10 protein-coding genes are annotated in these 13,140 nt (G+C 72.8%); 2 read left to right on the plus strand and 8 right to left on the minus strand.

Annotation, left to right across the window (positions count from 1 at the left end; translation table 11 throughout):
- Positions 1 to 6: 6 nt before the first annotated feature.
- On the minus strand, positions 7 to 864 hold the full coding sequence (locus D7X30_RS35960; RefSeq protein ID WP_120567492.1) for a bifunctional 2-polyprenyl-6-hydroxyphenol methylase/3-demethylubiquinol 3-O-methyltransferase UbiG: 858 nt from the start codon (positions 862 to 864) through the stop codon (positions 7 to 9).
- A gap of 46 nt (positions 865 to 910) precedes the next feature.
- Here D7X30_RS35960 and D7X30_RS35965 point away from each other — a divergent pair, with 46 nt between their 5' ends.
- Positions 911 to 1,666, plus strand: coding sequence for a thioesterase II family protein (locus D7X30_RS35965; RefSeq protein WP_120567493.1), 756 nt, complete (start codon positions 911 to 913; stop codon positions 1,664 to 1,666).
- 6 nt (positions 1,667 to 1,672) lie between these two features.
- On the opposite strand, the gene D7X30_RS35970 is transcribed toward D7X30_RS35965, so the two are convergent.
- The 6 genes from D7X30_RS35970 to msrA form a co-directional block, all read right to left on the minus strand.
- Positions 1,673 to 4,096, minus strand: a complete 2,424-nt coding sequence (locus tag D7X30_RS35970; protein WP_120567494.1) for a M20/M25/M40 family metallo-hydrolase — start codon at positions 4,094 to 4,096, stop codon at positions 1,673 to 1,675.
- A gap of 10 nt (positions 4,097 to 4,106) precedes the next feature.
- Entirely contained in the window at positions 4,107 to 5,366 is a 1,260-nt protein-coding gene (locus tag D7X30_RS35975) for an ATP-grasp domain-containing protein (protein ID WP_120567495.1), read from the minus strand.
- Positions 5,366 to 6,448 carry a cysteine synthase family protein gene (locus D7X30_RS35980; protein WP_233592010.1) on the minus strand — a complete coding sequence of 361 codons (1,083 nt, stop codon included), beginning with the start codon at positions 6,446 to 6,448 and terminating at the stop codon, positions 5,366 to 5,368. The genes D7X30_RS35975 and D7X30_RS35980 overlap by 1 nt, the downstream gene beginning before the upstream one ends.
- 49 nt (positions 6,449 to 6,497) lie before the next feature.
- Positions 6,498 to 8,021, minus strand: coding sequence for an argininosuccinate lyase (argH, locus tag D7X30_RS35985; RefSeq protein ID WP_233592012.1), 1,524 nt, complete (start codon positions 8,019 to 8,021; stop codon positions 6,498 to 6,500).
- On the minus strand, positions 8,018 to 8,542 hold the full coding sequence (locus tag D7X30_RS35990) for an aminoacyl-tRNA deacylase (RefSeq protein ID WP_233592014.1): 525 nt from the start codon (positions 8,540 to 8,542) through the stop codon (positions 8,018 to 8,020). The genes argH and D7X30_RS35990 overlap by 4 nt, the downstream gene beginning before the upstream one ends.
- 110 nt (positions 8,543 to 8,652) lie before the next feature.
- Positions 8,653 to 9,309 (minus strand): peptide-methionine (S)-S-oxide reductase MsrA, encoded by a 657-nt coding sequence (gene msrA / locus D7X30_RS35995; RefSeq protein ID WP_120567497.1) that lies wholly within the window; start codon positions 9,307 to 9,309, stop codon positions 8,653 to 8,655.
- Positions 9,310 to 9,417: 108 nt separating this feature from the next.
- Here msrA and D7X30_RS36000 point away from each other — a divergent pair, with 108 nt between their 5' ends.
- Positions 9,418 to 11,046, plus strand: coding sequence for a Sapep family Mn(2+)-dependent dipeptidase (locus D7X30_RS36000; RefSeq protein ID WP_120567498.1), 1,629 nt, complete (start codon positions 9,418 to 9,420; stop codon positions 11,044 to 11,046).
- Between the two features lie 7 nt (positions 11,047 to 11,053).
- Here D7X30_RS36000 and D7X30_RS36005 read toward each other — a convergent pair whose 3' ends face one another.
- Positions 11,054 to 13,108 carry an ATP-binding protein gene (locus tag D7X30_RS36005; protein WP_120567499.1) on the minus strand — a complete coding sequence of 685 codons (2,055 nt, stop codon included), beginning with the start codon at positions 13,106 to 13,108 and terminating at the stop codon, positions 11,054 to 11,056.
- Between the last annotated feature and the right edge of the window lie 32 nt (positions 13,109 to 13,140).

Below are 13,140 nucleotides of genomic sequence, written 5' to 3' on the forward strand. Positions count from 1 at the left end.
CGGGGCTCAAGCTGGCTTGATCACCACGAGTCCGAACATCAGCGGGATGGTGGGCAACTCCTCTGGTGGCCACATGCGGCGGCCCTCTGTTTCGCGCATGCGCGGGAAGAGGCGCGCGCCGTTCGCGTACGGGTACTCGCGGAGGGCCTCGAGCCGCAGGCCCGCGGACAACAGGGCGGTGATGATCTCCCCCAGTCCCCACTGGAACGTGTGGTCCGGGTGCGCGTTGCGGAAGTCCTTCACGCCGTCCTGGAAGCCCCAGGGCACGAGCGCGTCCTGCGCCTGCGCGACGTAGTCCGTCACGCCAGAGGTCTCCACGTGCACGCCTCCACCGTAGGGGTAGTGGAGCCTCCACTGTTCGTCGAGCGTGAGCGCCAGCGGATGGAAGTCGACGACGACGAAGCGGCCTCCCGGCGCGAGCACGCCCGCGAGTCCCCGGGCCCACGCGCCCAGGTCGGACAGCCAGCACATCGCACCGTAGGAGGAGAAGGCGACGTCGTAGCGCGTGCCCTCCGCGGAGGCGGCGGCGAGCCAGTCGTAGACGTCCTGCCGCACGAAGGTGCCCGGGAGGCCGGACGCGTCGGAGAGCGAGCGCGCGAACGCGATGGCCTCGTCGCTGATGTCCACGCCCGTCACCCGCGCGCCCCGGGCCGCGAAGCTCAGCGTGTCCTGCCCGCTGTTGCACAGGAGGTGCACCAGCGACCGGCCCCGCACGTCCCCCACCAGCTCCCGCTCCTCGGGGAAGAGGGTGCAGTGGCCTTCGCGCAGCGCTCGGGCCTGGTCGCCCTTGTGGCTGTTGTGTGCCGGGGTGGCCTCGTTCCACGAGCGCCGGTTGGCTTCATGCAGTTCTTTGGAGGGAGCCATGGGGCCATGATTCCAGGGGTGCGGGGGGGAAGGGTAGAAGGGAGGGGTGACTTCCTCCTGGCTGCCCCTGCACCGGGCCCGCGCCGGCACCCGGGTGCGCCTGTTCTGCTTCCCGTTCGCGGGCGGTGGCGCGTCCGTGTTCCGTCCCTGGGCCGGCGTGCTGCCGGAGGGCATGGAGCTGGCCGCGGTGCAGCCGCCAGGACGCGAGGAGCGCCTGGCGGAGCCGCCCTTCACGTCGCTGCCCGCGCTGCTGGAGGAAATGGACGCGGCGCTGTCGCCCTGGCTGGAGGACCGGCCGTTCGCCTTCTTCGGACACAGCCTGGGGGCGCTGGTGGCCTTCGAGTGGACGCGGCGCCTGCGCCAGCGAGGCGGGCCCGCGCCGCTGCACCTCTTCGTGTCCGGCGCGCCCGCGCCCGGCCTGCCGCGCACGGGCCCCCTGCTGCACGCGCTGCCGGAGCCGGAGTTCCTCCAGGTGGTGCGGCAGCTGGGCGCGGGGGCCTTCGACGGGCTCCCGGACGCGGGGCTCCTGGACGCGTGGGGCCCCCTGCTGCGCGCGGACCTCCAGCTGGCGGAGAGCGCGGCCCCCGGGCCCGGTGAGCCGGTGGACGTTCCCCTCTCCGCCTTCGGAGGGCTGGATGACGCGGCCGTCTCCCGGGAGGAGCTGGGCGCGTGGCGTGAGCGGACGCGCGGCGCGTTCTCCCAGCACATGCTGCCCGGGGGACACCTCTTCATCCGCGCTGGCTATCCCGCCGTCATCCAGGTGCTGTGGCGGAAGCTGCGCGCGGCCGTGCCGGGACTCTGAAGCGCGTCAGTACTCGCCCGTCACGCTCACCAGCGTCTCGTCCGTCACCGCGAAGCCGAAGGGCACCGGCATGGTGTCCTCCGGACGTTGGGCCGCGGGAGTGCCGGGGGCCTGGTCCAGGTCGTAGCGCACGGCGGTCGCGCGGAGTTGGACCCGCGCGCCCTCGGGCACGGTGAGCTCCAGCGGCAGGCCTCCCGGCGGCACGTCCCAGTACTCCAGCAGACCTCCGCCTGGGACGTCGCGCAGCCGGGCCACGGCGCTCGAGTCCACCGGCTGGCCGGCGATGGTCAGCGCCCGCAGCGGCGTGCCCGCGCCGAACCGGACCTGGAGCAGCGGCGCCTTCTCCACGGACTCCACGAGGAGCACCAGCCGTCGCAGTCCGTCCCGCGTCTCGTCCTTCGTCACGCGCACGTTGGGGGCCGGCAGGGGCCGGTGTGGCGCGGGTGCCACGCGTACGTCGCGCCAGAAGCGGGGCAGGTAGCTGTCCAGGCGGCGCGCCGGAGCATCCGCGCTCACGAAGCGCGAGGCCCACGCGTCCACCTCGAAGTCGCTGGAGAGCCAGTACGCCTCGCCCCGGTTTGCATCCACGGCGTAGGCGACGCTGCTGGGGCGCGGGTCGCTCGCGTCGAAGCGCTCCCGCACCACGCCTACGCCCAGCAGCACGCACGCCAGCGCGAGCACGGGCAGCGCCACCGTCCGGCCGGGCCGCGCCATCGGTGCGAAGACCTGCGGCCACAGCATCGCGAGCCAGGGCGCCACCGCCAGCGTCGCCACCGGTGCCAGGGCGAGCGTCAGCGCGACATGGAGGTTGATCACCTGCGGCACCCACAGCAGCAGGGCCGGAATGGCGCTCAAGGCCAGCAGCAGCCGGCCTCGCGCGGAGGGCTGCACCGTCGGCCCGCGAAGCCGTCCTCCGAGCGCCAACGCGCCGAAGAGTGCGGGCACCGCGAACAGGTAGCTGAGGCCCGGCGCCACGAATGCGCTGGCCACGCCCAGCACGGCCCACACCGAGAGCGCCCCCGCCACCAGCTCCTCCGAGAGCGCCCCTCGCGGGAAGCGCGCTTGGACGCCGGCCCCCGCCACCCGCTCCTCCGCGAGTGCCCCGTGCGGGGAGAGCGACTGGACGGACACCGCCACCCGCTCCTCCGCGCGTGCCCTGCGCAGGAAGAGTGCCTGGACGCCGACCACCGCCGACAGCGTGAGCGCCAGCAGTCCCGCGATGAAGAAGTCGCCGTGGTAGGCGTCGCCCTGCGGCAGCACGCCCAGGCCCCCGTCGACGCGCAGCACCAGCCACCACGCGGCCTGCACCACCGCCGCGCCCGCCACCGCCGCCGCGAGCAACGCACCCGCACCCCACGCCAGCCCGGACGCGCGCAGCCGGCCACGGCGCAGTCCCATGACGAGCACCGCCACCACCGCGAGCAGCGCCAGCAGCGCGATGGGCGGGGCCCAGGTGGCAGGGTGGTGCACGAGGAAGGGCCCGGCGTTGAAGTAGACGGCGTCCTCCGGGGGCGCGGGCTCCAGCGCGTCGTCGCCCAGGTGCCGTGCGAGCGCGAGCATCACCTCGCCGTGGTGCTGGAGGCTGTCCAGGCCGAAGTGGGCGAGGTCGTCCGTGCGCGCGTGGTAGCGCATGAACCCGTCGAGGAAGCCGAAGTTGAGGCCCGTCTTCCCCCGCTGGAGGAAGACGGAGAAGTCCGTGTCGTTCTGCAGCCGCCGGTACACCTCGTCGAACAGCGAGCTGGCCTGGGCGGGCGCCCCCGAGCGCGCCAGGTGCTGGATGAGCCAGCGGTTGCCGGGGCCCGGCTGGAACATCAGCGAGGGCCCGTGCGAGCCCCGGGCCTCGAAGTTGAGGACCACGGACACCTGCTCCGCCAGCGGGTGATGGAACGCGAACGCCCGTGCCCCCACGAGCCCCGTCTCCTCCGCGTCCGTGAAGAGGAAGAGGACGTCGTTGCGCAGCGGCGGGCCCGTGCGCAGCGCCCGCAGCGTCTCCAGCATCGCCGCCACGCCGGCCCCGTCATCCGAGGCCCCGGGCGACGTGGGCACGGAGTCGTAGTGCGCGACGATGGCGATGAGGCCGCGGCTGTCCTGGCCCTTCACGTGGGCGAGCACGTTGTGGACGGTGGCGCCCGGGATGGAGTTCTCCTCCATGTCCGGGTGGATGGCGGCCGTGGCCTGCACCTCGGGCGTGACGCCCAGGCCGCGCACGGTGTCCACCAGGTACTCGCGCACCTCGCGGTGGGCCTGAGAGCCCACGGGGTGCGGCCGGGCCGCGATGCGCGCCAGGTGCTCGCGCGCACGCCCCGCGGAGAACACCTCCGGGGGCGCTGTCGCGGACAGCGCCCGGGGCGCGGAGGCGAAGTGCAGGGCGATGGCGGCGGTGAGCGCGGTGAGCACCACGGCCGCGAGGCTGGCGAGGCGGGGGCTCACGCGCGGACCCTCACGCCGCCGCTTCCGGGGCCACCACGTCGAAGCGGATCCGCCCCAGCGCCTCCGTCACCGCGCGCTCCACGTGCGCGCGGTCCTCGCCGCTCGCGATGACGTGGCCCAGCCGGTCTCCGGAGCTCTCCGGCGGACGCACGGTGACTCCCGGCGCCTTGTCCACGGACACCTCGCGCACGCCGTCCTCCTGACGTGCGCCCTCCACGCCGTGCACCGCCGCGAGCCGGCCCGCGCCGGGCGCGGTGAGGAAGCGGATGGAGGCCGTGGCCTCCTGGCGGGGCGTCAGGTCCACGGGCCGCCCGAGCAGCTGCTCCAGCAGCACCGTCAGCAGGTCGATGCCGGTCGCGTGGCGCACCAGCTCCGGAATCATCCCGCCCGCCAGCCGCGGGTTGATTTCGATGACCACCGGGCCCTGGGGGCAGAGGCGGATCTCCGTGTGCGCGGGGCCCAGGTCGAAGCCCACCGCGTCCAGCGCGGCCACCACGGCGCGCTCGAGCGCCTGCCGCTCGCTGGCGTCGAGAGGTGCCGGGAAGTCGTGGCCCAGCTCCACGAAGTGGGGCGGCGCGGACAGGTGCTTGCGCGTGACGCCGATGACGCGTGTGTCGCCCCGGGCGAGCGTCACGGTCTCCACGCTGAACTCGGGCCCGGTGAGGAAGCCCTCCACCAGCACCTCGCCGGCCAGCGCCTGGCCGCGCTCGTTCACCCGGCGCGACGCGAGCGCCCGGTAGTGCGCGAGCAGCGCCTCGGGCGAGTCCACGCGCCGCACGCCGGTGCTGCCGCTCTCCGCGGTGGGCTTCACCACGCAGGGGTAGGTGGCCTCGCGGCTCACCTGGAGCGCCTGGGCCTCGGAGGTGACGAGCCAGAAGTCCGGGGTGGGCAGGCCCGCGGCGCGCAGCACCCTCCGGGACTCGTGCTTCTCATGGCAGATGCGGGCCGCGTCCGGGTTCAGGTAGCGGAAGCCGTACCGGGCGGCCAGCTCCGCGACAAGGGGCACGTAGAACGTGGAGAAGGTCAGCATCGCGTCCACGCGCGTGCGCTCCGTCAGGGCCCGCACGCAGGCGTCCATCGCCTCCCGGTCGTTCGTGTCCGCCTCCAGCACCTGGAGGCCCGGGCTGCCCGCGAGCTTCGCGAGGAAGGGGTACTTGCCGGGCTGACGGGTGATGAAGGTGACCTGCTGTCCCTGGGCCACCAGCCGCTCCACGGCCAGCTTGCCGGTGCCCGTGGTGTTGCTCTCGATGAAGGCGAAGTGGGCGCGCATCACAGCCCCAGGTCCCGGGTGAGGTCGCCGCTGAGGGTGATGCCGGGCGCGTGGTAGGGGACGCCGCCGTCGTGGGGCAGCGGCGCGTGGCTCCAGCGCTCGGCCACGTCCACGCCGTAGCGGATGGCCTGCGGGGCCGCCGCGGCGGCGCACTCCGGACCGGCGATGTGGTGCTTCGCCAGGTAGTCGTCCGAGTAGATGGTCTCCCCGTAGCGGTCGCCCTTGTCCGGGAAGATGCCCACGACGTGGGCGTCCGGGCCGAACTGCTCCGCCAGCCACGAGCCCACGATGTAGACCGCGCCGGACGAGCCGCCCGCGAAGATGCCCTCGCGCCGGGCCAGCTCGCGGCAGCCCTGGAACACCTCGCCGTCAGACAGCCAGTGGGCCTCGTCGATGACGCGGTAGTTGATGTTGCCCGCGATGATGCTGTTGCCGTGGCCGCTCTGGAGCCGGGGGCGGTTGGGCTGGTGGAACTGCACGGAGCCCACCGCGTCCACGGCCACCACGCGCACGTGCGGCAGGCGCTGCTTGAGCGCGGCGGCCGTCCCGCTGAGGGACCCGCCGCTGCCCACGCTGGCCACCAGCGCGGCGATGTTGCCGCCCAGCGCCTCGGCCAGCTCCTGGGCCATGGCGCTGTTGTACGCGCCCGGGTTGCTGGGGCTGTCGTACTGGCGCGGCCAGAAGGCGCCGGGCACATCGCGCAGCACGTCCCGCAGGCGCTCCAGCCGCGACTGCTGCCAGCCGCCCGTGGGGTGGTAGGCGTCCACCACCAGGACCTCCGCGCCCAGCGCGCGCAGCTTGGCGGCGGTGCTCACGTCGATGCGCGGGTCGGTGACGATGATGACCCGGTAGCCCTTGAGGGTGCCCACGCGGGCCAGGCCCTCCGCCATGGTGCCGGAGGAGCTTTCGACGATGGTGCCGCCGGGCTGGAGGTCGCCCCGGGCCTCCGCGTCGGTCACCATCTTGAGCGCGACCCGGTCCTTCATCTGCCCGGGCATGGACAGCTCCAGCTTGCCCCACAGCGTCGCGCGCGGCCGGTTCACGGCGCGGCCCCGCAGCGAGACCAGGGGGGTGTTCTTCATCAACTCCAGGACGGACGAGACCTTGAGCATGGCGAGAGGACGGGCAGGGTTAGGGGGTCGGAAATCCGGAGGCGGTGAGGAGCGCGGTGACGGCGTGGTCCAGCCGTCCGCGCGCGTCTTCCTGTTCGACGCGCCAGCCATGGAGGGAGGCGGTGAGGCCCGGGTCCTCCAGCGCGGCGAGCTGGACCAGGACGGAGGCGGGCGCGGGACCTCCGCCATAAGCGGACGCCTCCACGCAGGTGGCGGGCTCCAGCGCGCGCGCCAGCTCCGCCTCGTCGAGCGTGAATGCGCGCGAGGTGACTTCGAGCAGCAGCGCCTCCAGCTCGCGCCGGGCATCGGCGGCGGTGAGGGGCGCGTCGCCCGTCCTGCGCGCCACGAGCCGGGCCACCACGTCGTGGGCCGTGCGGAACGCGAGCCCGTGCCGCGCGACCAGGTGGTCCGCGACCGCGGTCATTGTCGTGTCCGCGTGAACCAGGAAGGAGCGCATGGCCTCCGGGCGGACGCGCACGTGCTGGAGCAGCAGGTCCATCAGCTGGAGCGCCTTGCTGATGCCCCGGAGCGCGGGCCACAGGTGCGCGGAGACTTCACCGCTGACCTCCACGCTGTTGGTGAAGGGCGTGTTCTTCAGGCCCATCAAGGCGTTCATCAGCGCGCCGGTGGGGTGCACCGCCTGTCCGCGGATGTGCTCCAGGACGAAGGCGTTGCGCTTCTGCGGCATGATGGAGCTGGTGCTCACCAGGTCATCCGGCCAGTCGAGGAAGCCGTAGGCCAGGCTGCCCCAGGCCTGCAGGTCGTTGGCCAGCCGCGTAAGCGTGGTGCCCATGAGCGCCAGGGGCCCGAGCACCTGGATGACGAAGTCCCGCGAGCCGACGGCGTCCGCCGAGTTGTGCACCGGCGCGGAGAAGCCCAGCAGCCGCGCGACCTCGTGCGGGTCGATGGGGAACGACGTGCCCCCTCCGGCCGCTGCGCCCATGGGGCTGCGGTTCACCGTGCCGTAGCTGGCGGCGAGCCACGTGGTGCCCCGGACGAACTCCGACAGCACCGCCGTCAGGTAGTGGCCGAACGTGGAGGGCTGCGCGGGCTGCTGGTGGGTGAAGGAGCTCATCACCGTGCGCGCGTGCGCGTGCGCCTGCGTGCTCAGCGTGCGCGACAGGGACTCGCAGCCGGCGAGCACGCCCAGCAGCTCCGTGCGCAGCCGCATCCGCGTCACGGTGGCGTTGATGTCGTTGCGGCTGCGGGCCACGTGCGCGGATCCGCCGACCTCGCCTCCCAGCCGGTGGATGTATTCGTTCTCGTACGTGAGATAGAGGCCGCGGTGCGACGCGGGCGTCTCGAACACGGTCTCACCCGCGTCCGAGCGCAGCCGCAGGTCGCGGTTGACGGACAGCAGGCGCGCCACGGTCTCCGCGGGGAGGATGCCCCGGTGGGCGAGCATCACCAGGTGGGCCGCGTCGATGCGCAACAGGTGCGGCAGCACCGTGCGCTGGTCGTCCGCGAAGCCCGGTTCGTAGAACAGCCGGAAGAGGACGGGGTGGGGCGGCAGCGAAACGCGGCCCAGGGTCTGCGCGCTCATCGTGCGTCCACCGGGGAAGCCGCTGCGTCCTCCGCGGCGATGTCAGCCACCACCGCGCCGGTGAGCCGCTGGATGTCCCGCGGCGAGATGCGCAGCATGTGCTGATCATCCCCGCCGCCACCGAAGACGACGTCGTACGGGAGCACGCGCGAGTCGATGACCACGGGCAGCGGCGTCGCGTGCCCCACCGGAGGAACGCCGCCGACGGCGTAGCCCGTCAGCCGCAGCACCGTCTGCGCGCTGGCCAGCTTGAGCTGCGTGAGCTGGAGCGCGGCGGCCACCTTCGCGGTGGCGATGCGGATGTCGCCGGGCGCGATGGCCAGACACGCGCGGGACGCGTCCTTCTTCCCCTCGAAGACGATGGTCTTGACGATCTGCGCGGGTGTCACGCCCAGCGCCGCTGCCGCCAGCGGCACCGTGGGCATGTCCGAGCCGGGGTTGATCAGCGTCGCGGCGACCTGGGAATCACGCAGGTACCGCTCCAAGAACTCGCGTCGGGAAGGCTCATCCGTCGTGTGCATGACGGACGCGATTTTAAAGGATTCCCTTCTCCCGTACAGAGTGCCCGCGGAGCGGAACCCGTGGCGGTGGATCCGCTCCGCACGCGTGTTTCACGTCGTGCGCGCGAGTGTCACGCGCTGACGCCGACGCCAATCGGGCAGCTCACGCCGGTGCCACCGACGCCGCAATAACCCCCCGGGTTCTTCTGCAGATACTGCTGGTGGTAATCCTCGGCGTAATAGAAGGCCGGCGCGGGCAGGACCTCCGTGGTGATGTCGCCCAGGCCCTTCGCGTTGAGCGCGGCCTGATACGCCTGCCGCGTCTCCTCCGCGGCGCGCTTCTGCGCGTCGTTCGCGAAGTAGATGCCGGAGCGGTACTGCGTGCCCGCGTCGTTGCCCTGGCGCATGCCCTGTGTCGGGTCGTGGTTCTCCCAGAACACCTTCAACAGCTGCGCGTACGTGACCTTCGCCGGGTCGAACACCACGCGCACCACTTCGTTGTGGCCGGTGAGCCCGGAGCAGACCTCTTCGTACGTGGGGTTCGGCGTCAGCCCGCCCGCGTAGCCCACCGCGGTGGAGTACACGCCCGGCACCTGCCAGAACTTGCGCTCCACCCCCCAGAAGCAGCCCATGCCGAAGACGGCCGTCTCAAAGCCCTCCGGCACCGGCCCCTTCAGCGGGGTGCCCAACACGGTGTGCTTCTGCGGAACCGGCATCTCCTGCGGACGGCCCGGCAGCGCCTCCTGCGGAGTGGGGAGCCTCGACTTCTTCGGGGACGTGAAGAACATGCTCTAGCTTTAGCCCCGAGCCTTCCCATTTTCACGCCCGGCGCACGCCCGCCCACCCGCCCTCCCACCAGGAATGCCCCGTCCCCCCGACGGTTCCCCAGGCCTCCCATGCGCACCCGCCTCCTCGCCGCCCTCTGTCTCCTGGCCCCCACCGCCGCCCTCGCGGCCAAGGACCCGCGCTGCGCCGGCAAGCCCGCCGCCCGCGCCGCCCGCTTCTCCGACACCGCCTTGAAGGGCGCCTCCGCCGCGGAGCGTTACGCCGCCTACGTCCAGGCGTGTGCACTGGATGACGTGGTGGCCCTCACGCAGACGCTCGTCCGCTTCAAGACGGTGAGCAGCGAAGCCCCCGCCGCGAAGAACCCGGAGGTGGCCGCCATGGGCCGCGCCCTGGAGGCGTGGGCGAAGCAGCACGGCTTCGGCTTCCGCACCGTGGGAGAGAACGACGTCTTCGAACTGTCCTGGGGCGAGGGCGAGCCGCTGCTGGGGCTCGTGTTCCACGGCGACGTCGTCCCCGCGCCCGCCCATGAGTGGAAGCGCGCGCCCTTCAAGCCGGTGGTGGAGAAGGGCCGCCTGTACGGCCGCGGCGTGGAGGACGACAAGGGCCCCATCGCCTCCGGGCTCGTCGCGCTGGCCATGGCGAAGGACCTGGGCCTCAAGCCGCAAGGCAAGGTGCTGATCATCATCGGCAACGGCGAGGAGAGCGACTGGTCCGGCATGAAGAACTACGCGGACACGCAGCCCAAGCCCACGCACGTCATCTCCGTGGACTCCGGCTACCCGGTGATGGCCGCGCAGTCCGGCTTCGTCGCGTGGACGCTGGAGGCGCTCGTGGGCGCGGCCCTCGCCACGCCGAAGGAGGGCACCGTCGCGCGCGCCGTGGACGTGAGCGCGGGCGAGTTCCTCACCCAGGTGCCCGGCACCGCCACGCTGAAGCTCGCGCCCGTGAAGGGCCAGACGCCGGAGACGGTGCTCGCCGCCGTGAAGGCCGCCATCGCCCAGGAATCCTCCTCGCGCAAGGACCTGAAGGCCGACGCGAAGCGCGAGGGCAATACGGTGGTGCTCACCACCCATGGCGTGGCGGTGCACTCGTCCGTCGCGGACGAGGGCCACAACGCGCTCTGGGACGTGTCCGCCGTGGCCTCGCGGCTGTCATTGGAGGACAACGGCATCGCGGCGCTGCTGCGCGTGGTGGCGAAGCGCTTCGACGGCGACCACCACGGCGAGAAGCTGGGCCTGAAGTACCAGGACGCGCTGATGGGCCCGCTGCTCGTGGCGCCCACCGTGCTGCGCGTGAAGGACGGCACCGTGTCCCTGGGCGTCAACATGCGCCGGCCGCAGGGCCAGGACGCGGCGGCCTTCAACGCGTCGCTGGACGCCGCCACGAAGCGCGTGGGCGAGGACTCCGGGGGCCAGGTGAAGGAGGGCGCCGGCCGCTACCTGGGCGACCCGCACGTGGCGGACACGTCCGGCCCGCTGGTGAAGACGCTGATGGACATCTACCAGCGGCAGCGCAAGGCGCCGGACGCGGTGCCGGGCTCCATCCGCGGCGGCACCTACGCGCGGCTCTTTCCTCGCGCCGTGGACTTCGGGCCCGCGTTCCCCAACGAGCCCTACACCGGCCACGCCCCGGATGAATCCATCGCGCTGGAGACGCTGGACCTGGGCACGCGCATGCTCGCGGAGGCCGTGCACACGCTGGCCATCGCGCCCGCGTCCGAGGTGAAGGCCGCGCCGTGACGGCGGCTCACGGCGTCAGGTAGCCCAGGGGCGGGGGGATGCGGGGCCAGCGCACGGTGAAGGCCGTGCCGTCCCCGGCGGCGGTCTCCACTCGGACGCTGCCCCGGTGCACCTGGACGATCTCACTCACGATGTAGAGCCCCAGCCCCAGGCTGCGGTGCTTGTTGCCCGCCTTCGGAACGCTCGACTGCTTGAACGGGTCGAACAGGTGCGGCAGCAGCTCCGGCGGGATGGGGTCCCCCTCGTTGCACACGCGCATCACCACGTCCTTGGCCTCGCTGGTGAGCGTGGTGACGACGGGCGTGTCGCTCTTCGCGTGTTGCAGCGCGTTCACCACCAGATTGCCCAGCACCTGCGTCACCCGGTCCGGGTCCCAGTCCCCCCACAGGTCATCCCCGTGCACCTCCAGCACGAGGGGCCGCTCCGGGTAGACCACCTGGAGCTCCTCCAGCATGCCCTGGCACAGCTCCTCCATGTTCACGTGCTGGCGCGTCACCGGGATGCCTCCGCCCAGGCGGCTGCGCGCGAAGTCGAGGATGTCGTTGATCATCCGCGTCATCCGCGCTGTGGCCTTGCGGATGCGGTCCACGGACCGGCGCGCCGTCGTGTCCAGCGCCGGGACCTTCCCCAGCATGAACGCCGACGCGTTCACCGCGTGCAGCGGGTTGCGCAGGTCGTGGCCCAGGACCGCGATGAGCTCCTCGCGGAAGTCGATGGCCTGCTGGAGCGCGGTCTCCGCGCGCTTGTGGTCGGTGATGTCCACCACCGTGGAGCCCACGCCGAGCAGCACGCCGTCCGAGGTGCGCACCGGGAAGTAGTCCGCGCGCCAGATTCCCGCGCGGCCCCGCACTGGATCCGGCCCTTCGAGGAGCACGTCCTGCACGGGCCGCCCGGTGTCCAGCACCTGCCGCAGCGCGCGCTCGATGGGGGCCACTGCGCCGATGCGGACCATCTCGTGCAGCGTGCGGCCCCGGTGGTCCTCCACGGGCTTGTTGTTGAGCCGCGCCAGCGTGCCGTTGATGCGCAGGTAGCGCAGTTCCGGGTCCAGGAACGCGATGCCCACGGGCGCCGCCTCCAGCAGCGAGTCCAGCAGCGCCAGCGACCGCTCGGCCTCCTGGCGTGCCTCGTGCTCGCGCGCGTGCAGCTCCGTCTGGGCGATGTGCGCGGACGACCGCTCCGCGACGGCGTGGAAGAGCAGCACGTCCGCGTCGGAGAAGGCGAAGGCCGTGCGCGAGCCCATGTACGCCATGCCCAACAGCCGCTCGCCGTCCATGAGCGGCAGGCCGTACAGCGCGCGCAGCCCCGCGCGGCGCAGCGGCCCGAAGAGGACGCGCGGGTCCGTGGCGGCCGAGCGGACGAAGAAGGGCCGCCGCTCCAGCGCCGCCAGCCCGCTCACGCCCTGGCCCACCGGCACGCGCAGGCCCTTCACCTCGTCCGTGCTCAGGCCCACCGAGGCGCGCACCACCAGCGCGTCGTCCTCCAGCAGCATCACCGCCGCCGTGTCCACGGTGAGCGCGGACTCCATCAGCCGGGTGAGCAGGCGCTCCAGGAGCGTCTCCATGTCCGGGTCGTCCAGCGTCGCCTCGGACATGCGGTCCAGCGTCTGGAGGATGCGCTGCTTCATGTCCCAGAAGAACGTCATCGTCCGGGTGACCACCCGGTCGAGCGTCTCCTCCAGCCGTGTGAGGTCCCCGGGCCGCAGCCGCTGCTCCCGCGCCTCCAGCCGGTGGAGGATGCAGCGGCGCAGGAGCGCGTACTCCTGGGCCACCTCGCCCAGGTTGAAGCCCGCGTCCAGCCGGGCCGCCGCGTGCGCCGCCTCCAGGCGTTCGTCCAGCGCCTCCGGCCCCAGCTCCATCGCGTCCGCCAGCGCGGTGAGCAGCTCCGGCATGTGGTCGATGAGCCAGGGAGGGCGGGCGGAGTCCGTCCGGCCCAGGTGCTCGAACACGGCCTGCTGCCAGTCCGTCAGCAGCGCGTCGTGATTCGCGCGCAGGAACTCCGCCGCGGACGGGCGGGGGCCGCCGCGCGCATCCTCGTCCACGGAGTGTGAATCCGGCTCCTGCATCGCCCGTCTCCCCGGGCCCTCGCCCGGTTGCG

Source organism: Corallococcus sp. AB011P (assembly GCF_003611605.1).
In the GTDB taxonomy this organism is placed as follows: domain Bacteria; phylum Myxococcota; class Myxococcia; order Myxococcales; family Myxococcaceae; genus Corallococcus; species Corallococcus coralloides.

Excerpts from the sequence above, each read along its gene's own strand:
- D7X30_RS35960 (WP_120567492.1), bottom strand. The coding sequence starts at position 864 with ATGGCTCCCTCCAAAGAACTGCATGAAGCCAACCGGCGCTCGTGGAAC.
- D7X30_RS35975 (WP_120567495.1), bottom strand. The coding sequence starts at position 5,366 with ATGCGCGCCCACTTCGCCTTCATCGAGAGCAACACCACGGGCACCGGC.
- D7X30_RS35980 (WP_233592010.1), bottom strand. The coding sequence starts at position 6,448 with ATGAAGAACACCCCCCTGGTCTCGCTGCGGGGCCGCGCCGTGAACCGG.
- argH (WP_233592012.1), bottom strand. The coding sequence starts at position 8,021 with ATGAGCGCGCAGACCCTGGGCCGCGTTTCGCTGCCGCCCCACCCCGTC.
- D7X30_RS35990 (WP_233592014.1), bottom strand. The coding sequence starts at position 8,542 with ATGCACACGACGGATGAGCCTTCCCGACGCGAGTTCTTGGAGCGGTAC.
- msrA (WP_120567497.1), bottom strand. The coding sequence starts at position 9,309 with ATGTTCTTCACGTCCCCGAAGAAGTCGAGGCTCCCCACTCCGCAGGAG.
- D7X30_RS36000 (WP_120567498.1), top strand. The coding sequence starts at position 9,418 with ATGCGCACCCGCCTCCTCGCCGCCCTCTGTCTCCTGGCCCCCACCGCC.
- D7X30_RS36005 (WP_120567499.1), bottom strand. The coding sequence starts at position 13,108 with ATGCAGGAGCCGGATTCACACTCCGTGGACGAGGATGCGCGCGGCGGC.